At 75.6% G+C, this 21,825-nt stretch carries 28 protein-coding genes; 11 read left to right on the top strand and 17 right to left on the bottom strand.

The features are described 5' to 3' along the window. Entirely contained in the window at positions 1–393 is a 393-nt protein-coding gene (locus tag ACWIX7_RS21060) for a hypothetical protein (RefSeq protein ID WP_448618358.1), read from the bottom strand. Positions 394–483: 90 nt separating this feature from the next. Between ACWIX7_RS21060 and ACWIX7_RS21055 the strand changes: the two genes are divergently transcribed. The 4 genes from ACWIX7_RS21055 (at position 484) to ACWIX7_RS21040 (ending at position 2,503) form a co-directional block, all read left to right on the top strand. Continuing rightward, a complete protein-coding gene (locus tag ACWIX7_RS21055) occupies positions 484–1,065 on the top strand; it encodes a hypothetical protein (protein ID WP_448618357.1) in 582 nt (193 codons plus the stop codon). A 40-nt stretch (positions 1,066–1,105) separates the two neighbouring features. Then, complete coding sequence (locus ACWIX7_RS21050; RefSeq protein WP_448618356.1) at positions 1,106–1,375, top strand: DUF2277 domain-containing protein; 270 nt, start codon at positions 1,106–1,108, stop codon at positions 1,373–1,375. 83 nt (positions 1,376–1,458) lie between these two features. After that, positions 1,459–1,998, top strand: coding sequence for a hypothetical protein (locus ACWIX7_RS21045; protein WP_448618355.1), 540 nt, complete (start codon positions 1,459–1,461; stop codon positions 1,996–1,998). Between the two features lie 40 nt (positions 1,999–2,038). Further along, positions 2,039–2,503: a PGPGW domain-containing protein gene (locus ACWIX7_RS21040; protein WP_448618354.1), complete on the top strand. Its 465-nt coding sequence runs from the start codon at positions 2,039–2,041 to the stop codon at positions 2,501–2,503. A 55-nt stretch (positions 2,504–2,558) separates the two neighbouring features. Here ACWIX7_RS21040 and ACWIX7_RS21035 read toward each other — a convergent pair whose 3' ends face one another. After that, positions 2,559–2,780 (bottom strand): hypothetical protein, encoded by a 222-nt coding sequence (locus tag ACWIX7_RS21035; protein ID WP_448618353.1) that lies wholly within the window; start codon positions 2,778–2,780, stop codon positions 2,559–2,561. 107 nt (positions 2,781–2,887) lie between these two features. Between ACWIX7_RS21035 and ACWIX7_RS21030 the strand changes: the two genes are divergently transcribed. Next, the gene (locus tag ACWIX7_RS21030) at positions 2,888–3,415 is read left to right on the top strand and encodes a DUF6328 family protein (RefSeq protein WP_448618352.1); all 528 of its coding nucleotides are present in this window, start codon (positions 2,888–2,890) and stop codon (positions 3,413–3,415) included. Between the two features lies 1 nt (position 3,416). Here the strand turns inward: ACWIX7_RS21030 and ACWIX7_RS21025 are convergent, their stop codons facing one another. Next, positions 3,417–3,857 (bottom strand): very short patch repair endonuclease, encoded by a 441-nt coding sequence (locus tag ACWIX7_RS21025; RefSeq protein WP_448618351.1) that lies wholly within the window; start codon positions 3,855–3,857, stop codon positions 3,417–3,419. A 101-nt stretch (positions 3,858–3,958) separates the two neighbouring features. Between ACWIX7_RS21025 and ACWIX7_RS21020 the strand changes: the two genes are divergently transcribed. Both ACWIX7_RS21020 and srmL read left to right on the top strand, forming a co-directional pair. Then, complete coding sequence (locus ACWIX7_RS21020; RefSeq protein WP_448618350.1) at positions 3,959–5,404, top strand: hypothetical protein; 1,446 nt, start codon at positions 3,959–3,961, stop codon at positions 5,402–5,404. Positions 5,405–5,630: 226 nt separating this feature from the next. Next, positions 5,631–6,773 carry a PheS-related mystery ligase SrmL gene (gene srmL, locus ACWIX7_RS21015; protein ID WP_448618349.1) on the top strand — a complete coding sequence of 381 codons (1,143 nt, stop codon included), beginning with the start codon at positions 5,631–5,633 and terminating at the stop codon, positions 6,771–6,773. A gap of 93 nt (positions 6,774–6,866) precedes the next feature. Here srmL and ACWIX7_RS21010 read toward each other — a convergent pair whose 3' ends face one another. From ACWIX7_RS21010 to ACWIX7_RS20985, 6 genes are all read right to left on the bottom strand, one after another. Next, entirely contained in the window at positions 6,867–7,601 is a 735-nt protein-coding gene (locus ACWIX7_RS21010) for a glycosyltransferase (protein WP_448618348.1), read from the bottom strand. Further along, positions 7,598–8,452: an NAD-dependent epimerase/dehydratase family protein gene (locus tag ACWIX7_RS21005; protein ID WP_448618347.1), complete on the bottom strand. Its 855-nt coding sequence runs from the start codon at positions 8,450–8,452 to the stop codon at positions 7,598–7,600. Before ACWIX7_RS21005 ends, ACWIX7_RS21010 begins: the two co-directional genes overlap by 4 nt. Continuing rightward, the gene (locus tag ACWIX7_RS21000; RefSeq protein ID WP_448618346.1) at positions 8,449–9,234 is read right to left on the bottom strand and encodes an aldolase/citrate lyase family protein; all 786 of its coding nucleotides are present in this window, start codon (positions 9,232–9,234) and stop codon (positions 8,449–8,451) included. The genes ACWIX7_RS21005 and ACWIX7_RS21000 overlap by 4 nt, the downstream gene beginning before the upstream one ends. Positions 9,235–9,272: 38 nt before the next feature. After that, positions 9,273–10,325 (bottom strand): ABC transporter ATP-binding protein, encoded by a 1,053-nt coding sequence (locus tag ACWIX7_RS20995; RefSeq protein WP_448618345.1) that lies wholly within the window; start codon positions 10,323–10,325, stop codon positions 9,273–9,275. 34 nt (positions 10,326–10,359) lie between these two features. Continuing rightward, positions 10,360–11,832 carry an ABC transporter permease gene (locus tag ACWIX7_RS20990; RefSeq protein WP_448618344.1) on the bottom strand — a complete coding sequence of 491 codons (1,473 nt, stop codon included), beginning with the start codon at positions 11,830–11,832 and terminating at the stop codon, positions 10,360–10,362. Positions 11,833–11,942: 110 nt separating this feature from the next. Then, on the bottom strand, positions 11,943–12,965 hold the full coding sequence (locus tag ACWIX7_RS20985) for an iron ABC transporter substrate-binding protein (RefSeq protein WP_448618343.1): 1,023 nt from the start codon (positions 12,963–12,965) through the stop codon (positions 11,943–11,945). Between the two features lie 95 nt (positions 12,966–13,060). Between ACWIX7_RS20985 and ACWIX7_RS20980 the strand changes: the two genes are divergently transcribed. Next, a complete protein-coding gene (locus ACWIX7_RS20980) occupies positions 13,061–13,510 on the top strand; it encodes a GNAT family N-acetyltransferase (RefSeq protein ID WP_448618342.1) in 450 nt (149 codons plus the stop codon). Next, entirely contained in the window at positions 13,510–13,863 is a 354-nt protein-coding gene (locus tag ACWIX7_RS20975; RefSeq protein WP_448618341.1) for a hypothetical protein, read from the top strand. Before ACWIX7_RS20980 ends, ACWIX7_RS20975 begins: the two co-directional genes overlap by 1 nt. Positions 13,864–13,987: 124 nt before the next feature. Here the strand turns inward: ACWIX7_RS20975 and ACWIX7_RS20970 are convergent, their stop codons facing one another. Continuing rightward, the gene (locus ACWIX7_RS20970; protein WP_448618340.1) at positions 13,988–14,965 is read right to left on the bottom strand and encodes a bacteriorhodopsin; all 978 of its coding nucleotides are present in this window, start codon (positions 14,963–14,965) and stop codon (positions 13,988–13,990) included. Positions 14,966–15,261: 296 nt separating this feature from the next. Further along, complete coding sequence (locus ACWIX7_RS20965; protein WP_448618339.1) at positions 15,262–15,954, bottom strand: maleylpyruvate isomerase family mycothiol-dependent enzyme; 693 nt, start codon at positions 15,952–15,954, stop codon at positions 15,262–15,264. A 121-nt stretch (positions 15,955–16,075) separates the two neighbouring features. Between ACWIX7_RS20965 and ACWIX7_RS20960 the strand changes: the two genes are divergently transcribed. After that, positions 16,076–16,459: a PaaI family thioesterase gene (locus ACWIX7_RS20960; protein WP_448618338.1), complete on the top strand. Its 384-nt coding sequence runs from the start codon at positions 16,076–16,078 to the stop codon at positions 16,457–16,459. 274 nt (positions 16,460–16,733) lie between these two features. After that, positions 16,734–18,107, top strand: a complete 1,374-nt coding sequence (locus ACWIX7_RS20955; RefSeq protein WP_448618337.1) for an FAD-binding oxidoreductase — start codon at positions 16,734–16,736, stop codon at positions 18,105–18,107. A 73-nt stretch (positions 18,108–18,180) separates the two neighbouring features. Here the strand turns inward: ACWIX7_RS20955 and ACWIX7_RS20950 are convergent, their stop codons facing one another. The 6 genes from ACWIX7_RS20950 to ACWIX7_RS20925 all read right to left on the bottom strand — a co-directional run bounded on the left by ACWIX7_RS20950 (position 18,181) and on the right by ACWIX7_RS20925 (position 21,805). Next, positions 18,181–18,414: a hypothetical protein gene (locus ACWIX7_RS20950; protein ID WP_448618336.1), complete on the bottom strand. Its 234-nt coding sequence runs from the start codon at positions 18,412–18,414 to the stop codon at positions 18,181–18,183. Between the two features lie 140 nt (positions 18,415–18,554). After that, positions 18,555–18,977 (bottom strand): hypothetical protein, encoded by a 423-nt coding sequence (locus ACWIX7_RS20945; RefSeq protein WP_448618335.1) that lies wholly within the window; start codon positions 18,975–18,977, stop codon positions 18,555–18,557. A 174-nt stretch (positions 18,978–19,151) separates the two neighbouring features. Continuing rightward, a complete protein-coding gene (locus ACWIX7_RS20940) occupies positions 19,152–20,123 on the bottom strand; it encodes a ferritin-like domain-containing protein (RefSeq protein ID WP_448618334.1) in 972 nt (323 codons plus the stop codon). A gap of 161 nt (positions 20,124–20,284) precedes the next feature. Then, the gene (locus tag ACWIX7_RS20935; RefSeq protein WP_448618333.1) at positions 20,285–20,458 is read right to left on the bottom strand and encodes a hypothetical protein; all 174 of its coding nucleotides are present in this window, start codon (positions 20,456–20,458) and stop codon (positions 20,285–20,287) included. Between the two features lie 125 nt (positions 20,459–20,583). After that, entirely contained in the window at positions 20,584–21,048 is a 465-nt protein-coding gene (locus ACWIX7_RS20930) for an NUDIX domain-containing protein (RefSeq protein ID WP_448618332.1), read from the bottom strand. Between the two features lie 97 nt (positions 21,049–21,145). Beyond that, positions 21,146–21,805, bottom strand: a complete 660-nt coding sequence (locus ACWIX7_RS20925) for an isochorismatase family protein (protein ID WP_448618331.1) — start codon at positions 21,803–21,805, stop codon at positions 21,146–21,148. Positions 21,806–21,825: the final 20 nt, after the last annotated feature.

Raw genomic sequence — 21,825 nt, 5'->3', positions numbered from 1 at the left:
TCACGCGGGTAGGACGTCGTGCAGCCAGCCGGGGCCGGTGACCGGGACGCCGTCGGGCAGCCGGGCGCGCAGGCCGCGGTCGGCGGTGACGACCAGCTGCTCCCGCCCCTCCGCGGCCAGCCGGGCGGCGCACCCGGCCAGGGCGTCGTCGCCGCTCGCCTCGGCCCGCACCAGGGTCACGCCGTCCGGGGCGTCGACGCCCCGCGCGGCGCCCTCGACGACGGCGACCACCTCGTCGCAGACGACCGTGCCACCACCGGGCGCGGGCAGCTCGCGGCCGGCCAGCGGGGCCAGTCGCTGCAGCAGCCGGGAGGTCGCGCCGGCGCGGTCGCGCCACCAGCCGTCGGGCCGGGAGCCGACCACGTTCGCGGTGTCCACCAGCAGCACGACCACCGATCTCCCCTCTCCGGCGTGTCGTTTCCCCTGGCCCGCACCGGGCACTCCGCGGGCACGGCCGGCTCCGATCTTCCCCAGGAGGCCCCCTTGGCGCGCACCGACCACCCCCTGCCGGGAGCCGACGGGACGGCTCGGGAGGCCGCCTCCCGGGAGGCCGTGGCCGTCCAGCAGTCGGAGTTCGGCGGCGTCAAGTGGGGAGCGGCCTTCTTCGGCTGGTTGTCGGCGACCGGTCTGGCCGTGCTGCTGCTCGCGCTGGTGTCGGCGGCCGACGTCGCGCTGGGTCTGACTGAGGGGGCGTCGTCCGGGGAGGTGGGCCTCGGCGGGGCGGTGGCGCTGCTCGTCGTCCTGTTCCTGTCCCACCTCGCCGGCGGGTACGTGGCCGGGCGGATGGCCCGCTTCACCGGGATGCGGCAGGGCCTGGCCGTCTGGCTGGTCGGCCTGGTCGTCGTCCTGCTGGTCTCCGGTGCCGCCACCCTCCTGGGCAGCGAGTACAACGTGCTCGCCCGGCTGCAGCTGCCGCGCATCCCGGTCGGGGAGGGCACCGCGACCACGGCCGGGCTGGTCGCGCTCGCCGCCGCCGCGGGCGCGTCGCTGGTGGGCGCGCTGCTCGGCGGTGGGCTGGGCACCCGCTACCACCGCAGGGTCGACCGGGCCGGCTTCGGCGCCTGAGGACCCCCGGACCGTCGGCGGGCGCTCCTACGCTGCCGGTATGTGCCGCAACATCCGGCCGCTGGCCAACTTCGAGCCGCCCGTCACCGACGACGAGGTGCACGCCGCCGCGCTGCAGTACGTGCGCAAGATCAGCGGGACGGCGCGGCCCTCGCAGGCCAACGCCGAGGTCTTCGACCGCGCCGTCGCGGAGGTCGCCGAGGCCTCCGCCCGGCTGCTCGCCGCGCTGGTCACCGCCGCGCCGCCCAAGGACCGCGAGGAGGAGGCGGCCAAGGCGCGGCGGCGGGCGGCGCTGCGCTACGGCAGCTGAGAACGATCACGCGCGATCGAGTGTGGATCTCGGAGACGGGGTAGAGCGACTCCACCCACAGACATCCCAGGAGGAGCTCAGCAATGGCGCGTAACACCCTGTCCCGTTCGCTGCACGACCTCGGACTCTCCGCCTGGTTCGGCGGCACGCTCGCCAACGCCGTCGCGCTCAACGCCGCGGCCGGCGAGGCCGGCGGCGCCTCGGACACCGGCCGGGTCGCCAACGCCGGCTGGGACCGGTGGACGCCGGTCAACGCGGCGGCCATCGGCGCGCACCTGATCGGCAGCGTCGGCCAGCTACGGGCCAACCGGCAGCGCGTGGCCAACCAGGAGGGCGTGGGCGGGATGAGCGCGCTCAAGACGGCGTTGACCGCGGCAGCGCTGGGCGTGACCGCCTACAGCCGCGCGCTGGGCAGGGTCGTCTCCGACGCCGGGGCCACGCCCTCCCGCTCGGGCACCAAGCCCAGCAAGCGGGCCAAGGCCGAGGTCGCCGCCGCGCAGGCCAAGCTCGACCAGCTGCAGTGGGTGATCCCGGCCCTGACCGGTGCCCTCGTGGTGGTCAGCTCCTACGCCGGTGAGCAGCAGCGGCCCAGCGAGGTCGCGCGCGGGATCGCCACGCGCTGACCGCACTCAGCAGCATCCCCGAGCGCGACCAGGAGTCCTGGTGACCCGCACCCTCGACGCCCGCGACCAGACGCACGCGCGCGGCGGCGCGACCCGCTGTCCCGACTGCACGGACGGGCTGGGCCAGCCGCGCCCGGTCGAGCCCGGTTCGTGGCGGGACCGCGTCCGGAGCAAGCCCGGACTGGCCACCGCCTACCGGGTCGCGGTGTTCTTCGCCGGGTTGCTGTTCGTCCTGCTCGGCCTGGCGCTCACCGTGCTGCCCGGGCCGCTCACCATCCCGCCGATCCTCATCGGCCTGTGGGTGTGGTCGACGGAGTTCGAGTGGGCCCGGCGGTTCTTCGTGGCGTTCTGCCGCAAGGCCCGCGACACCTGGGCGCACGCCAAGCAGCACCCGGTGAGCTCGGCGGCGGTGACCATCGGCGGCCTGATCGCGGCCGGCGTCGTCTTGTGGGCCGTGGGGCACTACCACCTGGTGGACCGCGCCATGGCAGCCGTCACGGGCTGACCGCGCACGCACGAGGCCCGGTGGACCGGATCGGTCCACCGGGCCTCGTCGTGTCTCAGCTCCGTCCGACCTCGCCGGGGTCCGGGGTGCGGAACGGCGGGTCGTCGTCCGGCCGGTCCCCGGTCCTCCCGTGCGCGTCGGCGTCCCGGGTGCCGGCGTCCTCCGGCCGGTCGGGCTCCTCGCCCCCGACGCCGAAGCCGTCGGCGGGCGGCGGAGCGCCCGCACCGGGGTCGGCCGCGGGGATGCCGTCGTCCCCCCGGCCGAGATTCGGCTCCATGGGCGTCCACATCGACACGTCGTCCTCCCGGGGTACTCGGCGTACGAAGTGCAGGTACCCCGCCTCGCCGCGTGGCACCATCCCGAGCCCAGGTGAACGGATGGGTGGTGAGCACGGTGACGGACGCGCGACCGGCTCAGCGGCGCGACGACCCGCAGGGTGAGCCCGGAGAGAGCCGCAAGGAGCGGATCGACCGCGAGCTGATGGAACTGCTCAACGAGCTGCGGGTGGCGCTGCCGGGGGTGCAGTTCCTCTTCGCCTTCCTGCTGATCGTGCCCTTCCAGCAGCCGGGCACCCCGTTCACCGACTTCCAGCGGGACGTGTACTTCGTGACCCTGCTGGCCGCCGCGGTGGCGACCGGGCTGCTCATCGCGCCCGCAGCACAGCACCGGGTGCTGTTCCGCCAGCACGACAAGGAGGCGCTGCTGCGGCGCAGCAACCGGTCGGCGTTCCTCGGGCTGACCGTGCTGGCCGTCGCGATCGTCGGCGCGGTGTTGCTGGTGACCGACGCGGTCTTCGACCTGACGCTGGCGTGGATCACCGCGGTGGCCATCGCCGTGTTCCTCGCCTGGTGGTGGATCGCCGTCCCCCTCTGGAAGAGGGCTCACAACCGGCAGGACGAGCCGCCGGCCTGACTCACTCCTCGTCCGACGGGTGGCCGAGCGCCCGGCAGATCGCGTCGGCGACCGCGTCGGGGTCCTCGTGCTCCCAGAAGCGGAGCACCCGCCACCCCTCGGCGCGCAGCACCGCGTCGGCCCGCCGGTCGCGGGCGACGTTGCCGGCCAGCTTGGCGGCCCACCACTCCCGGTTCGCCTGCGGGAGGTGGCCGCAGGTCGGGCAGGCGTGCCAAAAGCAGCCGTCGAGGAAGACGACCAGCCGCCGTCCCTTCCAGACGATGTCCCCGCGCGCCCGGGTGCCGGCGCACGGGCGGACGTCGACTCGGTAGCGGACCCCGCGGGCGTGCAGTCGGCGACGGACAGCGAGTTCGTGGGCGGTGTCGCGGCGCGGCTGCCGACGGAACCGCCGGGCGACCGTCTCCGACGACGGCGGCGGGCTCGGCCCCGGACCTGCTGCCACCTCTCCCCTCCCCTGCTCTCCCGTCCCTGCGTCGGCCCGGACGCTACGGCGCGCCGACGACACGTCCGGCCGCCGAGGAAGGGTCGCCTAACCTGCTGGGCGTGAGCACGACGGCGGACCGGGTGTCCGCACCGCCGCAGCCGGTCCGCGTGCCGTCGCCGCCCGCCCGCTGGTCGGTGCTCGAGCTGCTGCCACCGCTGGTCGTCCTCCTGCTGGGCACGGTGCTGCTGCTGCCGGGGCACGGTCTGTGGTTCGACGAGCTGTTCACCGCCGAGGTGGGCCGCCGGTCGTACGCCGAGATCCTCGCGGCGATCGTCGAGGGACGCGGGACGACGAGCTACCTGGCCGACGTCCCGCCGTCCTACAACGCGCCCTGGTACTTCGTCGTGCACACGTGGGTGCTGCTGCCGGGGATCGGTGGCGACACGTCGCTGCGGGTGCTGTCGCTGCTGGCGACCGCCGGCGGGCTGGCCCTGGTCACGCGGGCGGTGACCCGGTTGACCTCGCGCGCGGCCGGGGTGCTGGCCGGGGTCGTGCTGGCGGCGAGCCCGCTGCTGCTCGAGCAGGCGGTGGAGGCCCGCCCGTACGGGCTGGCGGTGCTGGCGACCGGCGGGGCGCTGCTGGGGCTGGTGCGCTGGCTGCAGGGAGCGCCGCGGGGGCTGCTGCAGTTCGGGCTGGCCGGCGCGGGGATGGGGCTGGCGCACTGGTACGCGGTCACGGTGCTCGCGGCCCTCGTCGTCGCGGCGCTGCTGCTGCGCGGACGTCGGGCGTGGCCGGTGGTGCTCACCGGTGCTGCGGCGGCGCTGCCCGCCGTCGGGCTGGTCGGGGTGAACCTGCTCAACGGGACCGGTGCGCGCAACGCCGAGCACCTGCGCGACACCGAGGGGACGCTGGCCGACCTCGCCGTCGTGGCGTGGGCCGGCGGGCTGCGGCCGCTGGTGTGCCTGACCGTGGGGCTGGCGGTGCTGGGCGCGCTGCGCGGCGTCGGCGCGCGGGTGGTCGGCACCTGCTGGGTGCTCGTGCCGCTGGGACTGCTGCTGCTGGCCGAGCAGGTCCGGCCGGTGTACCTGCCGCGCTACCTGCTGGCCGGGTTGCTGGGGCTCGGTGTGCTGGCGGCGGTGGGCGCGCTGACGCTGCCGCGGACCGCTCGGGCGCCGGTCGCCGGGCTGCTGGTGGCGTGCTCGCTGGTGGCGTCCTCGCCGCTGGCCGCGCGCGAGCCGCGGGAGCGGGCGGACGACGTGGTGGCGCTGCTGGCGGAGCGGCACCGCGCCGGCGAGCCGATCGTCGCCGCGGACCAGCGCTCGGCGACCGGCCTGGACCACTACGTGCGGACGACGGCTCCGCAGCTGCGGCCCGACGTCGTGCTGCCGCCGGACGACGCCCCGGCGACCGCGGACCGGGTGTGGCTGGTCCGCCGGGTGGTCCGCGGCGAGGCGGTCTCGACCGACGACGACAGGATCCTGCTGGACGCGGGGCTGCGGGTGGTCGACGAGTACGCGTTCGACGCCTCGAAGACGAACCTGCTGGTGCAGGTCTGGCAGCGCTGAGCCCGTCCAGCTCCGACGTCGGCCGGCCCCCGTTGGCGCCGACATCCCGTGGGCGGTGTCGCTCTCCGGCGCTACCGTCGACCCGTGCCCGAGCGCGGAACCTCCTTCGCCCGCCCCCGGCTGCCGAGCAGCCGGGCGGGTGCCGAGGTCTGCCGGTAGCCCGTTCCCGGAGCCGTCGGCCGGGGGTGACCCCCACCACTCGCCGACGACCCGACAGGGGCCTGCCATGACCACCCTGCTGTCTCCCCACGACCTCGAGGTCGCGCTCGAGCTGCGCGACCTGTCCGATCCCGGCGGCGGTCCGCACGCGATGCAGTTGCTGCTGGACGACGTGCTGGCCGCCCTGACCGACGCCTGGCACTGCGTCCTCGACGTGCAGCGGCGCCGGCCGCTGGTGAGCGTGGAGGACAACTACGACCGCCTCGGCTACGCGGCTGCCGACGTCACCCGGGACGCCCGGTACAGCCGCTACGCGGCCGAGACGGTGATGCTGCGCAGCCACACCACCGCCGGGGTCCCGCCCGCGCTCCGCGCGCTCGCCGGCACCCACGCGGTCGAGGGCGAGGCCGACGTGCTCCTGGCGCTCCCCGGCGTGTGCTACCGCCGGGACAGCATCGACCGGCTGCACGTGGGCACGCCCCACCAGGTGGACCTGTGGCGCATCACCGCGACCGGGTCCGCGGACCGGCGGCTGGACGCCGACGACCTCCAGCAGATGGTCGAGCTGGTCGTCGGCGCCGTGCTGCCCGGGGCACGCCGGCGCACGTCCCCCGCCCGGCACCCCTACACCACGGGCGGCCTGCAGGTCGACGTGGCCACCGCCTCGGGGTGGGTGGAGCTGGCCGAGTGCGGACTGGCCGCTGAGCACGTGCTCGCCGGCGCCGGTCTCGACCCCGACCGCTGCACCGGCCTGGCGCTGGGCATGGGGCTGGACCGGGCGCTCATGGCCCGCAAGGGCATCCCGGACATCCGTGTACTGCGCTCGACCGAGCCGCGCATCGCCGCACAGCTGCTCGACCTGCGCCCGTGGCGACCGGTGTCGTCGCAGCCGGTAGTACGCCGGGACCTGTCCATCGTCACCGACACCCCGGTCGACGCCGAGCTGCTCGGGGACGCCGTCCGCGCCGCCCTCGGACCGGCGGTCGACGACCTCGAGGCGGTGACCGTCCTGTCCAGTACCGGCTACGCCGACCTCCCCGATGTCGCTCGCCGGCGACTCGGGCTGCGCCAGGACCAGGTCAACGTGCTGCTGCGGCTGGTGCTGCGCCCCCTGTCGGGGACCTTGACCGACCAGCGCGCCAACGAGCTGCGCGACCAGGTCTACGCCGCCGTCCACCGCGGACCACGTCAGGAGTGGGCCACGCACTGACACGGCCCACGCCTGACGCCGGTGCCCGTTCCTGGCCCGTGTTCGGCAGCGTGAGCACTCACCGCCCCGACCTCCAGGCAGCGCTTCGTGCACTCATCGCGGCAAGTCGGCGCGCTGGAGAACGATGAGTGCACGAAGCGCTGCCGGCGCCCGACCGGACCACCGCCGACGCAGGGCCCACCACAGCGAGCGCACCGACTGCCCCAGCCGGGCTCGCGCCGTCCATGCGGAGCGGCCCTCCGGCCGCACGTGCCGCGCCACCGGCACGCTGGTGACGGGGCGGCGGGCCACTCCCACGGCGAGCACCACGCTGGGCGAGGCGGGGGCGGCGAGCACGGCGGACCGCACGGCAGGACCGAGCGCGAGGAAGGCGCCGGCGTCCGGCGGCAGGCCGGTCAGCCGCGCGGCCACCCGGCGGTGCAGCCCGCCGGTCACCCGCCGCAGCCACGACTCGTAGGCCCCGCGCCGTCCGGCGAACACCGCCTCGACGTCACCGCCGGCCAACCGGTCGAGCAGCAGCGGTACGGCCTCCGGCGGGTCCTGCAGGTCGGCGTCCATGCACACCCACACGTCGGCGTCCGGCTCGTCGGCCAGGCCCTGCCGCAGCGCGGCGTGCTGCCCGCCGTTCACGGTCAGCCCGGTGACGGCGACCAGCGGATCGGTGGCAGCGAGACGCAGCGCGACCTCCGCACTGCCGAGAGGGCACGCGTCGACCACCAGCCGCAGCCGCCAGTCCCGGCCGGCCAGCGCCGTCCCCAGCCGGGCGACCAGCGCCTCCAGCGTCGCCGCGTTCCGGTACACCGGGACGACGACGGCGACGCGGGTCACGACAGCGCGGCCCAGGTGCGGGCCAGCCCCTGGGCCAGGTCGACGGAGGCCCGCCAGCCCAGCAAGGACGCCGCCAGCGACGGGTCGCTGACCCAGCAGTCGGTGTCCCAGTCCCGGCCGGGGTGCGCGCCGGCCGCGACGGCGATCGGCCGCCCGGTCACCCGCGACGCGAGAGACACCAGCTCCTCGGTGGACGTCTGCACGCCGGTGCCGATGTTGAGCACCTGCCCCGGCGGCAGGTCGTCGGCGAGGGCGGCCCGCACGCACGCGTCCACCACGTCACCGACCCACACCCAGTCCCGCCGGCTCACCCGTGCCGGCAGCGGGACCTCCCCGCCCGTGCGCGCGGCGTCCAGCACGACCGGCACCAGCCGGGTCGGGTGGTCGCCGGGCCCGTACACCTGGAACGCGCGCAGCACCGCCGACCGCACCCCGCGCTCGGCGGCGGCGGCCTGCAGCAGCAGCGAGCCGGCCGCCTTGGTGGCGCCGAAGAACCCGCGCGGGTGCAGCGCGGCGTCCTCGGCCAGCGGTACCGGCGCGGCGGCGTACTCGGTCGACGAGCCCAGCCGGACCACCGCCCGGCACCGGTCGGGCAGCGCGTCGACCAGCCAGGGGCTGGTGTTGACCGCGACGGTGTCGGTGCGCTCCGACGGGGTCGCCTTGCGTCGTGCCGCGGCCAGCGAGAAGACGACGTCGGGGTCGGCCGCCCGCACAGCGGCGGCGGCAGCGACCGCATCGGTCAGGTCGACGGAGGCGCGGGTCAGCGGGACGACGTGCCACCCGTCGCCGCGCAGCCGGGCGACCAGGTGCCGGCCGACGAAGCCGCCGGCGCCGGTGACCAGGGCCCTCACGCCGGCTGGACCGCGGGCACCCCGGTCACGGCGGCGACGAAGGCGGCCCGGCGCTCGGCCACCTCGGCCGCGGTGGCCGTGGCCAGCCCGGTGAGGACGGCGAGCAGCCGCGGCACCTCGACGAAGGGGTCGCGCCCGGCCATGTCGGCGGTGAACGAGCGCCGCAGGAAGGTGAAGTCCGCGCCCAGCCGGACCAGCTCGGCGGCCAGCAGCCAGGCCGGCACCGGGGCGCCGCCCTCGGGCAGGGTGAGCCCGCCGACGCCGAACACACCCGGTACCACCGAACGGACGGCGTCCACGGTGCCGTCGACCAGCGGCGTGAACAGCCCCTGTGCGCCGCGGTCGATGCGCAGGTCGTTGAGGCCGACGTAGAGCCGCGACAGCGGCCGGCGGGCCAGCTCGGCCGCCCGCGCCACGCCGTCCTGCGTCTCGACCAGGATGCCCAGTCCGCAGCGGCCGGCGACCAGGTCGAGGGTCCGGTCGACCTCCTCGGCCGTGCGCACCATCGGCAGCAGCAGCTCGTCGGCGCCGCGCGCGACGGCGTCGTCCACCTCGGCCGGCGTCCACGGCCCGAAGCCGTTGATGCGGCAGAGCAGCCGGCCGTCGGTGGCCGCCCGCACCCGGCTGAGGTCGGCGGGGGTGTCGCTGTTGATCTGGGTGCCCTCGCCGAGCTGACGGCGGTGTTTCCCGCGCCGCTCCCAGTCCACGACGATCCCTGCCGCGCCGGCGGCGACCACGTCGGCGCCCCAGGAGGGGTCCACCGTGAAGAGGAAGAGGTCCACGCAGGTGAGCTTAGGCACACCTAACCCACGGCGGACACTCAGGCCGGTATGCGGGCGTCGTCCCCCGGGAACGGCAGCGCCGCGCCGAGGACGCCGACCGTCACGTCGTCCCCCGCCGCCGGCAGGTCCCAGCCCTCCAGCCGGGCGCTGAACGCGACCCCGGACGGCAGCTCGAGGCGCACCCGCGCGTCGTGGCCGAAGAAGTCGACGCCGCGCACGCGGGCGCGCGGCCCGGCCCCGGCCGCCGGTCCGAGGCGCAGCTGCTCCGGGCGCAGCAGGACCCGCACCGGGCCGTCGGGGCAGGTCCGGTCGAGGTCGAGCACGCCGAGGGCCGAGTGCGCCCGGCCGGCGCGGACGTCGGCGTCGAGCACCACCGACTCGCCCACGAAGGTGGCGACGTCGAGGTCCTGCGGGCTGCGGTAGAGGGTGCGGGGGTCGGCCAGCTGCACCAGCGCCCCGCCGCGCAGCACGGCCACCTGGTCGGCCATCGACAGCGCCTCGGCCTGGTCGTGCGTGACCAGCACGGCGGTCGCGCCGGCCGCGGTCAGCGCGTCGGCGACCGCCTGCCGGGTCTCCTCGCGCAGTGACGCGTCCAAAGAGGAGAACGGCTCGTCGAGCAGCACCAGGGACGGCGCGGGTGCCAGCGCGCGGGCCAGCGCCACGCGCTGCTGCTGACCGCCGGAGAGCTGGTGCGGTGAGCGCTCGGCGAGGGCGGCGTCGAGGCCGACGAGCTCGAGCAGCGCCGCCACGCGGCCGGCGTCCCGGCGCTGGCGGCGGGGCAGGCCGAAGGCGACGTTGCCGGCGACCGACAGGTGCGGGAACAGCCCGCCCTCCTGCGGCACGAAGCCGACGTGCCGGCGCCGCGCGGGCACGCTGCGGCCCGCGCCGGCCACCGTGCGGCCGCCGATGTCGACGGTGCCGCGGTCGGGGTCGTCGAAGCCGGCGACCAGCCGCAGCAGCGTCGTCTTGCCGCAGCCGGAGGGTCCGAGCAGCGCGGTGAAGCCGCCCTCGGGCACGTGCAGGTCCACGCCGGTGAGCACGGGCGTCGCGCCGTAGGACTTCGTCACGCCGGTGACGGTCAGGGAGCTCATGGCAGCGGTCCTCGTGGGGTCGGGGGGCGGGGGCTCACGTCGTCAGCCCCCGCCGGGCGTCGCGGGAGAGCAGCACGGTGGCCGGCGCCGACAGCAGCACCATGACCACGGCGTAGGGGGCGGCCGCGCCGTACTCCAGCGCGCTGCTGGCCGACCAGAAGGCGCTGGCCAGCGTGGTGGTGCCGATCGGCGCGAGCAGCAGCGTGGCGGTCAGCTCGGTGACCACGGCCAGGAACACCAGCGCCGCGCCGGCGCCGAGGCCGGGGGCGAGCAGCGGCAGCGTGACACGGCGCAGCCGGTCGGCCGCCGAGGAGCCCAGCGAGGCGGCGACGTCGTCGTAGAGCGGCGGTGCCTGCTCGACGGCGGCGCGCACGGTGACGATCGCGCGGGGCAGGAACAGGATCGCGTAGGCGGCCAGCAGCACCGGCACGGTCTGGTAGGCCCACGGCGTGACCTCGAGGGAGACGGTCACGAGCGCCAGCGCGATGACGATCGCCGGTACTGAACTGCCCAGGTAGGTGCTGCGCTCCAGCAGGGTGGCCACCCGGCCCCGGGCCCGGACGGCGAGCCAGCCGGTGGGCAGCGCCATCGCGGTGGTGACGACGGCGGCGACCGCGGCCAGCCCGAGCGTCGTCCCCGTGGTCTCCAGCAGCGCGGACCGGTCCAGCGCGGTCGACGAGCCGCGCACCATCCACAGCGCCAGGCTGCCCAGCGGCACGGCCAGCGACAGGGCGACCAGCCCGCCCAGGCCCAGCAGCGCCGGGACGGCGAGGGCCCCGAGCCGGACCGGCCGCCCGGTGCGTGCGACCCCGGCTCCGGTGCGGGCGTAACCCCGCACGCCCCGCAGCCGCAGCTCGGCGAGCAGCAGGCCCAGGCAGAGCAGCAGCAGGACGCCGGCCAGCGCGGTCGCGCCGGGCCCGTTGAAGGTGGCGCGGTACTGGTCGTAGATGGCGGTGGTGAAGGTCGGGTACCGCAGCATCTGCAGCGCGCCGAACTCGGCGAGCACGTGCAGCGCGACGAGCAGGCTGCCGCCGAGCAGGGCCACCCGCAGCTGCGGCAGCTGCACCCGCCGGAACACAGCGGGGCCGGAGAGGCCCAGGCCGCGGGCGGTGTCCTCCAGGGCCGGGTCCAGGCCGCGGAAGGCGGCGACCACCGGCAGGTAGACGAACGGGAAGTACGACAGCGTCACGACCAGCAGCGCCCCGCCGTAGGTGTCCAGCCCCGGCAGCAGCGAGATCCAGGCGTAGCTGTTCACGAACGCCGGCACGGCCAGCGGCGCGACCAGCAGCACGTGCCACAGCCGCCGTCCCGGCAGCGCCGAGCGCTCCACCAGCCAGGCCGCGCCGACCCCGAGGACGGCGCACAGCAGCACCGTGCCGACGACCAGCCGCGCGGTGTTGCCCAGCAGCTCGGCCACCCGCGGGCGGAACACCAGCTCCCGCACGCCGGCCCAGCCGACCTCGACCACCCCCGCGACGACGAAGGCCAGGGGCACCAGCGCGAGCACCGCGACCGCCGCGGCGAGCAGCAGGGTCAGCGGGGCGCGCGTGCGCGACCGCCCCGGGACGGCCGGCCGGGCCGTCGTCCCGGGCGCGGCGACCGGCGACGCGGGAGCGCTCAGAGCAGCCCCACGTCCTGCATCAGCTCGGTGACCCGCTGCTGGTCCAGCGACCCCGGGTCCACCTCCGGCGCCTGCAGCTCCTCGAGCGGCGGCAGCACCTCGGCCGAGGGGACGCCGTTGCCGACGGCGTACTCGAGCGCGCTGCTCTCGGAAAGCCGCTGCTGCGCCTCGGGGCTGGTCAGGTAGGCGACCAGCTGCTGGGCCTGCCCGGGCTGGTCGGACGAGGCCAGGACGCCGGCGCCGGAGACGCTGAGGAAGGCGCCGGGGTCGCCGTTGCGGAAGAAGTGCAGCTCGGCGTCGTCGCCCTTGAGCGCGTTCTCGGCCTGGTCGCGGTACCAGTAGTAGTGGTACATGACCCCGGCGTCGATCTCGCCCTCGTCGGCGGCGACCATCACCGCGGAGTTGCTCGGGTAGACGTTCGCGTTGCGCTCCAGCCCCTCCAGCCAGGCCCGGGTCGCCTCCTCGCCGCGCAGCGCCAGGACCCCGGCCACGATCGCCTGGAAGTCCGCCCCGCCCGCGGCGATGCCGATCCGGCCCTGCCACACGGGGTCGGCCAGGTCGAGGATCGACGCCGGCAGCTGGTCCTGGGGCAGCTGCGCGGGGTTGTAGACCAGCACGGTCGAGCGGGCGGCGAAGCCGGTCCAGTTGCCCGACGCGGGCCGGTACTGCGCGCCGACCTGGTCCAGCGTCGCCTGGTCCAGCGGGGCGAGCAGGCCCTCGCGGTCGAGGACGTCGATCGACGGGCTGTTCTCGGTGAGGAAGACGTCGGCCGGGCTGGCCTCGCCCTCCTGCACGATCTGGTTGGCCAGCTCGGCGTCGTTGGCGTCGCGGAACTCCAGCGCGATGCCGGTCTCGTCGGTGAAGCCCTCGAGCATCGTGCGGACCAGGCTCTCGTGCTGGGCGCTGTAGACCGTCAGCGTCTCGGCTGCCCCCGCGTCCCCTCCCCCGCAGCCGGCGAGCGCCCCGGCGACGGTGAGGGCGGAGAGGGCGGTCGCGGTGGTCCGCACGAGCCTGGTCACGTAGGAGCTCCAGAAGATAGGCAAGCCAAACCTCAGCAGAAGGTGTACCACGGGCGGCAGCGGGCAGGTCTGCCCGATCGGCTACAACTCACCTCGTGACTGCTGCACCGCTCCGCATGCGCACAGCCCGCTTCGCCGAGCTGACCGGTGCCGAGGTCTACGGCCTGTGCCGGCTGCGGGTCGACGTCTTCGTGGTCGAGCAGCAGTGCCCGTACCCGGAGCTGGACGGCCGGGACGTCGAGCCCGCCACGGTGCACCTGTGGTTCGCCGACGACGACGGCCGGATCGCCGCGACCATCCGCGTGCTCGACGACGGCGACACCCGCGCGATCGGCCGGGTGGCGACCGCGGCCGCGCACCGCGGCGAGGGGCTGGCGGCGCGACTGGTCGAGGCCGGGATCGCGCTGTGCGAGGGCGCGCCGATCACCCTCGGCGCGCAGGCGCACCTGGAGGGCTGGTACGCCCGGTTCGGCTTCGTGCGCAGCGGCCCGGGCTACGTCGAGGACGGCATCCCGCACGTGCCCATGCGCCGCGAGCCGGCCTGATGGACGGACCCCCTGTCCCCCGCCACTCGCAGGCTCGCGGCGAGCCTCTCGACGGGGCCGTCCTGCTGCGGACGGCGGCCGACCGGCTGGAGGCGCTCGCCGCCCGGACGACACCCGGCGACTGGCGGGTCGGCGGGCTGCTGGCCACCCGGCCCGAGGTGGTCGCGCACTCCCCCGACGGCGGCACCGAGCACGTGGCCGAGGCGCGGGCGGGGACCGGGGCGTGGATCGCGGCGCTCTCCCCCGCGCTGGCCGAACCGCTGGCCGGCTGGCTGCGGGCCGCGGCGGCGGGCGGTCCGGTCGACCCGGCGGCCGAGGCGTTCGCCCGGGCGCTGCTGGCCCGGCTGCCCTGAAGGAGCACCCCGTCCAGGGCAGGCCCCCTCCAGAGGCTCGCCGCGGCCCCGTCCTGGGCACCGCCCCGAGCCTGCGAAGGGTGGGGAGGGCGGGGTCCTTCCACGGTGAGGAGGACGGGGCCCGTCACGTGTCCCCGCGGCGGCGGCCGGCAGCGCCGGGAACCGCGTCGGTCCGGCGGAGGACCTGCCCGCCCGAGGCGGCGCCGAGCCGGTCGAGCACCCCCGGGGCGACCCGCCCGACCTCGGGGAGCACGCCGTCGCTCTTGTGCACGTTGCTCGACCACACCGGTTCGGGGTGCGTGTCGACCCCGGCCGCGACGTCCTCGGCGGTGCGCAGCTTGGCGACCTTGTGCACGAGGACGCCGAAACCGATCTTGGCCACGACGTCGGCCGCGGAGTAGCCGACCTGCATGGCGGTGAACCAGGCGGGGGTGACGTCGGCGAAGACCGGGACCGCGTAGACCAGCGGGTAGACGCCGAAGCTGCTGAGCAGCACGATCGTCGCGTTCCGGAGGCTCACGGCCGCCTCGGGGCCCATCGTCGGCAGTGACCGGCGCACCGCACCGATGAGCGCGACGTAGAGGTAGCCGAAGAAGGCGGTGCTGATCAGGCCCCACACGACCAGCGCGGTCCGGTCGCGGCCCTGGTCGAGGACCTGTGCACCGAGGTAGCCGGTGGCGATCATGAGGAACGCCGCGGCCATGGTGCTGGAGCGCAGCCGGCGGGCGGCAGACCCGGCGAGGGAGCAGACGGCCAGCAGCTCGACGGTCAGCAGGGGCACCGTGATCGACCAGTCGATGTAGCGGGTGCTCTCCGTCGTCCGCGCCTCCTCGGTCGGCACGTACACGCCGTCCTCGAGCCGGAAGCCGCTGTCCCAGTCCTGGTACAGCAGCGCGTAGGCGACCGTCGCCACCGCTGCCAGGCAGAGGGCGGCGTAGGACGAGGGCCGGTACCGGGCGGAGACCTCGTCCCGACTGACGAGGGAGTAGAGGAAGTAGGCGAGCAGCGCGAAGCCCGCGCCGAGGATGGCGAACTGCACCACGTCGTAGAGGCCCAGTGGCATGGTCTGCATTTCGGGCACGGGCGGGTCGGTCGGGTCCACGGACCACTCCGGAGGCTCGGGGGCGGGCGGGCCCGTGCCCGGTACCCGGGCGAGCGCGGCGCGCAACCGCGGGTCCGCCCCCGAGGAGGGGTGTCCGGCGCCCCCGTGACGCCGGACACACCGAACTGTACGAGACCATGAGGTTCAGGTACCGGTGAGCTCCGGGCAGCGGCCCAGCCGGCCCCGGGCACCACCGTGGATCCGGTGGCTGTGCGCTCGGTGTGGTCTCCGACCGCGCCGAGACCACACTCGGCGCACGACGGCGGGACAGACGAACGACGGGACGGGCGGGGTTCTCACATCCAACGGGGCAGGGCGGGCAGGTCGCCGTCCGCGGTGAGCTCCTCCCCACGGCTGCGCCCGGTGAGCCAGCCGGTGACCGCCGGCAGCGGCCCGGAGACCGCGACCGCACCGCTGCCCCACTCGCGGTCGCCGGCGAAGAGGACGATGTCGGGCGTCTCGCCGCGGCGCGCCCACGAGGCGAGCACCTCCTCGCAGATCGCGGCCTGCAGCCCCTCCTCGACGTCGGCGAACCCCACGCCGGCGTCGAGGTCGACGGCGTGCACGACCACCTCGATGCAGCGCATCCACGGCACCTCGGTGGCCGGCACCTCGCGGCCGAGCAGGGTGCGCACCTGCGCCGACCAGGCCTCCCCCGGCAGCCCGCGGACGGCGTCGACGAAGCGGGCGGTGGCGGCGACCAGCTCCGTGCGCAGCCGCGCTGCGTCGAGCGCGGCGGTCTCGGCGATGCCCGCCTCGCGGGCCTCCCGCGAGGGGTACATGGGTGTCTCGGTGCCCGTACGCGCCCAGGTCAGCAGGTTGCCCAGCGCGTCGGCGTTGCGGGCGACGTGGGCCACCACGTGCCGGCGGTCCCAGCCGGGCAGCAGCGAGGCGGCGTCGAGCTCCTCGTCGGTCAGCCGCCCCAGCGCGGTGGCGAACAACCGCTCGCCGTCGGCCCACCGGTCCAGGACCTGCTGCGGTGCACTCACGCGTCCTCCTCCCGACGGCGCCGGCCGCGCCGGCGGGACGGCCCCGACGCTAGGGCCCCGGGGGCCGCGACACGAGCCGGGCCGGTGCGTCGGCGGCTCCGTGCGGGGGTAGCGCGGCGGCATGAGCGAGCAGACGAGCCCGGGTGGCTTCGCAGGACGGATCGGCGCGCAGGTCGAGGACGCCGACGACGGCGGCGCGCGGATCGCCTTCGAGGTGCGCGACGAGCACCTGAACCCGGCGGGGACGCTGCACGGGGGTGTGGTGGCCACGCTGGTCGACACCGCGATGGGCCAGGCGGTGCGCACCACCACCGGGGAGGGCGAGGTGCCGGCGACCAGCCAGCTCACCGTCACCTACCTGCGGCCGGGGCAGCCCGGCGCGCTCGTCGTGACCGGCCGGGTCCGCACCCGCGGGAAGCACCTCACCGTCTGCGAGGCCGACGTCGAGCAGGACGGCGAGGCGGTCGCGCACGCCGTCGCCACGTTCGCGCTGCTGCAGCGCTGAAGAAGGACCCCCTGCCCCCCACCGCTCGCAAGCTCGCGGCGGGACCCTGCAGGAGGCCGCCTCCGGCCGCGCTGCGGCCCTCACCGGCGCACGGTCGATGGGCCCTGTCCGCGCGGGTGCGGCGTCACTACGGTCGGCCCCGGCCGGCGACGACGGGGGCTGCGCCGAGCCAGGAGCGAGCTCCCGCAGTCCCCGGGTCGGCGGCCGCGCGCTGCTGGCCAGGCCGCACCCCCGTCGGCGTCGTCCACCGTTCCGGACGACAGCTGGAGGGGCCATGACCACGCAGGTGCCAGGCACGCTCGCCGACCGCGTCCGGGGCCAGGTGATCCGGCCCGAGGACCCGGACTACGAGGAGGCGCGGCACGTCTACAACGCCATGATCGAGGCCCGGCCGCACCTGATCGTCAGGTGCGCAGGCACCGACGACGTGGTGGCCACGGTCCGGTACGCGGCGGAGACCGGTCGCACGGTCGCCGTCCGCGGCGGTGGGCACTCCGTGCCCGGCTTCGGCACCGCGGACGACGCGGTCGTCGTCGACCTGTCGGCGATGCAGGCGGTGGACGTCGACCCGGGCGCCAGGACGGCGTCCGCGGGCGGCGGGACGACGTGGGGTCGGTTCAACGACGCGACCGCCGCCTCGGGCCTGGCCACGACCGGCGGGATCATCTCGACCACCGGCATCGGCGGGCTGAGCCTCGGCGGCGGGATCGGCTACCTGTGCCGCGCCGCGGGCCTGTCCTGCGACAACCTGACCGCGGCCGAGGTGGTCACCTCCGACGGCCGCGTGGTGACCGCTGACGAGGACGAGAACGCCGACCTGTTCTGGGCGCTGCGCGGTGGGGGCGGCAACTTCGGCGTCGTCACCCGCTTCACCTACCGGCTGCACCCCGTCGAGACCGTCTACGGCGGGCCCATGTTCTTCGAGCTCTCCGACGCACCCGCGGTGCTGACGTTCTTCCGTGAGTTCATCCGCGACGCGCCCCGCGAGTACGGCGGCTTCCCGGCCTTCCAGATCGCCCCGCCGCTGCCGTTCGTGCCGGCGGACCGGGTCGGCGAGCCGTTCGCCGCGGTGGTGTCCTGCTACACCGGGCCGGCCGAGGAGGGCGAGCGGATCATCGACGGGCTGCGCGAGGTAGCGATGCCGGTCGCCGAGCACGTCGGGCCGATGCCCTACCCGGCGCTCAACAGCGCCTTCGACCCGCTGGTGCCACCGGGCCTGCAGCACTACTGGAAGGCCGCGTTCGTCACCGAGCTCACCGACGAGGCGATCGCCGCGCACGCCGAGCACGGCCCCCGCGTGCCGGTCGTCAACTCGACGGTGCACATCTACCCGATCAACGGAGCGGTGCACGACGTGCCGTCGGACGCGACCGCGTTCGGGCACCGGGACGCGGACTTCGCGGCGGTGATCGCCGGCATGTGGCCGGACCCGGCCGACAACGAGGCCAACATCCGCTGGGTTCGCGACTACCACGCCGCGATCGCGCCGCACTCCCAGGCCGGGGGATACACCAACTTCGCCTCGGCCGACGACGCACCCAAGGTCGCCGAGAACTACGGCGCCAACTACGCGCGGCTGCGCGAGGTCAAGCGCGCCTGGGACCCGGGCAACCTGTTCCGGCTGAACCAGAACATCGAGCCCTCGTAGGGGCACCGGTCCCGCTGACACGCGGAGGGGCCGGGGCCGGACGTCGTCCGGCACCGGCCCCGATCGCCGGAACTCAGCCGCTCATGCGGGAGCGCAGCAGCGCCTTGCCCTGCTCGGCGCCCTTGCGGCTGTCGCTCTGCGCCTTGCGGAACAGCTCGGCGACCTCGTTGTCACCGTCCCGTTCCGCGTCCTGGATGTAGGTCTCCAGCCGCAGCGCGTTGCTCAGGCACTGCTCGGTGAACCAGATGATGTTGTAGTCCTTGTCCTTGGTGCCGGTGACGTCGCCGGTCTCCGTGGCCTGGCTCATCGCGTTCCTCCTCGACGGTTGCTCGGGCTGTCGCGCGTCGGCGCCCCCGTGGCAGCTGCCCCGGACGACGTCGGCAGGGCAAGTGCAGCGGATCGGCTCGCGGAGCGGAACCGGCCCGTGCGCGGCGCGGTCGCCCGGCGTCAGCGGGGGCGGGTGCCCGCGAGCTCGCGGGCGGCCGCGGCCGCGTCGGCGTCGAGCACGCGGGCGCGCTCCTGGCGCTCGATGAGCTGGTGGTAGCGGGTCCAGGCCTCCTCGGGCCGGACGTCGAGCGCCGCGGCGATCTGCTCCCAGGAGGCGCCGCCGCGCAGCGCGGCGCGGAAGCCGGTCAGCTGGCTGTCGCGGGCCTTGCGCGCGACGACCTCGCCGAGCGCGAGCAGCTCCAGTGACTCGGGGACGTCGAGCGAGGTGCCGGCCGACCTGAACGAGGTCCAGTCGTCGGCGTCGACGTCCTGCGCCGTGTTCAGCGTGGTCTCCCCGCTGTCCCGCCGGGCCAGGAAGTCCAGGCGGGTGACGGCCGTCGTCAGGGAGAACTCCTGCTCGAGGGCGTCCGGTGTGATGCTCATGCGGCATCCCATCCCCGGGGTGCGCCGCAGGTCAAACGCGGTGCGACCGTGATCCACCCGACTGCGCGAGCCCCCGACCGACCGCGCCCGGGCGTGCACGTGCAGCCCGCCCCGGACAGCCGCGAGGGCCCGCTCCCGGGGTGGGAACGGGCCCTCGCGAAGGGTGGTGCAGCCTCACTCGGAGACGCCCACGGCCTCCTTGGCCAGCGCGGCCAGCTGCGTCTGCGTGGCGTTGACGACGCTGGTCCGGTTCTTGTGGGTCTCCTCGTAGCGGATGATCACCCGGACGTCGTGGGCGCTCTTGAGCTCCTTGACCGCCTTGATGGCGTCCTGGGTCGACAGCGAGTCGTAGCCCTTGATCGGCAGCTCGTCGGCGCTGACGTCGCCGAGCTCCTCGCGGGCGGCCTTGGCGGCGTTCGCGGCGTCCTTGTTGCCCTCGCGGCGGGCGATCCGCTCGGCCCGGCGCAGCGCGGCGCTGCGGCCGACGGTCAGCGTCTCGCGGACGGCGTCGGTGAACGACGAGGCCTTGTCGGACGCCTCGTTCAGCCGCTCGCCGGCCTGCTCCCGGCGCTGGTGCACCGACTCGACGACCTCGTTGACCCGGTTGGCCCAGAAGCGGACCGGGGCGTTGGCGGCGCGGGCGGCGGTGCCGGCGACCCGCTGCAGCGCGGTGGCCTGCAGCGCGGCCGGGCCGCCCATGGCCTCCTCGGCGAGGACGACGGTCAGCCACTCGACGGTGGCCTTGTGCGCGGTGACCAGCCGCTCGGCGAGCTGACGGACCTTCGGCAGCTCGGCCTGCTCGGCGAGGACCTTGAGGTAGGTGGCGCGGTCGAGCAGCTGGTGCTCCAGCGACAGGTCCTGCAGCAGGGCCTCCTCGAGCGGCTCGGCCTGCTCGAAGCCGGCCTTGAGGACGGCGGAGAGACGACCCACGGCCGGGGTCACGACGTCCGGCACGCCACCGAGGGCGCGCAGCTGGTCGGTGATGGCCCGGGTCCGCTCGGCGGCGTTGTCGGCGTTCTGGGTCAGCTCACGACGCACGGCCTCGGTGCGAGCCTGCGAGACGCGGGTGCGGGCGACCTGCTCCTCGGTCTGGGTCAGCAGGACGAGGGCACGGAGCTGGTTGATGATCTTGGCGTTGTCGGTCATGACGGGGGGGACTCCAGACATCGGGGATGACCTGACGTCTCACACCATGCCCGACACGAGCGCTTGCTAACTACTGCAAGCGCATTGCTTGCTGTGAACCCCATCACGACACGTCGACCTGTGGACAGGTCGACGTGTCGTGCTGCGGTGGGCGGGTCGGCTCAGCGTGCGGGGACGGCGGGCTTCGACGGGCGGTCCAGGCGGAGCACCGGCTGGGTGAGCTCGTCGGCCAGCGGCGACCGGGGCCGCACCGTAGCCACCGGGACCACCGCGCCGCAGCCGACGCAGAACCGGCCCTGCTGACGGGCCGCACCGCACTTCGCACACGCCGACATCGGCGTCCTCCTCGTCCTCGGGAAGTCCGGCGACTTCGCTCGGCCGGACCCTGCCAGGACGGCGGCCCGCTCCGGTGCGGAGTGGGACGGGTGGGACGAGCCGTCGTCCAACCGTTGCGGAACGATCACGCGAGCAGGTCGAGCAGCCGGTCGAGGAGCGGCACCTGGCCCGCCACCAGCTTCCCGCGGGCCTCGTCGACGGTCAGCCAGGCGGCGCGGTCGATCTCGGGGAACTCCTGCACGCGACCCGAGCGCGGCGGCCACTCCAGGGAAAAGGTGTTGCTGACCGCGGCCGCCGCGTCCAGGTCGCCCTCCGCGGCCCAGACGGTGAGCCGCTTGCCGCCGGACTGCCGGACCTCACCGAGCGGCACGAGATCGGTGACCGGTGCCGGGGAGCCCAGCTCCTCGGCGAACTCCCGCAGGGCGACGTCCCGCGGCTCCTCGTCCGGGCCGTGCTCGCCCTTGGGGATCGACCAGGCGCCGGCGTCCTTGCGCGCCCAGAAAGGCCCGCCCATGTGCCCGACGAGCACCTCCACGCCGCGCTCGGGGTGCCGCCGGTAGAGCAGCAGCCCCGCACTGGTCCTCGGCACGGGCCCCATCCTCGCCCGCGTGCCACCCCCGCCGCCCCCGGGCTCGTGGGAGCGACGCCACCCGGCGGGGGGGGTGGCAGCCGGGCGGCGCCGCGGTCTACAGGTGCGCGAGGGCCTCCGGCAGGTCGATGACGTCGGCGTACTTGGCGTCGAGGTCGGCGAGGTTGCTGTCGTGCAGCGCCGGCGTCCGGTCGGCGCAGGCCTGGCGCACCACCTGCGGGCGGAAGCCGCAGTTGAGCGCGTCCATCGCGGTGGCCCGCACGCAGCCCGACGTCGAGACGCCCGCGACCACCACCGTGTCGACACCGGCCGCGTGCAGGGTGGAGGCCAGCGAGGTGCCGAAGAAGGCCGAGGCGTACTGCTTGACGACCACCGGCTCACCGGGCCCCGGTCGCAGGGTCAGCGCACCCCAGTCGCCCGGCGCGTCCTCGACGAAGCAGGCGAGCGCCGGCACCTTGCGGACGAACAGCCCGCCGTCCCCGAGGCCGGAGGCGTAGCGGACCGCCGTCCACACGAGCTGGTGGCCACCTGCCCGGGCGGCCGCCACCAGCTCGGCCGTCGCGCCCACCGCGGGGCCCGGGTCGGGCAGGGCGAACGGCCCGCCCGGCTCGGTGTAGGCCCGGCAGAGGTCGATGACCAGCAGCGCCGGGCGCACCCCCCAGCCGACCCGGCCGGAGAACGCCGACCCGTGCGGCCCGGGCGCCGGCTCGGGGACGGTCACCGCGCCCCCCGGCGTCGAGATCGCGCGGTCTCGCACGCAGGGAGCCCGCCGGACGG

The sequence above is a fragment of the Geodermatophilus sp. URMC 65 genome (genome assembly GCF_053502545.1).
The sequence above is the reverse complement of the archived record's forward strand: the minus strand, read 5'-3'. Positions and strand labels throughout refer to the sequence as shown.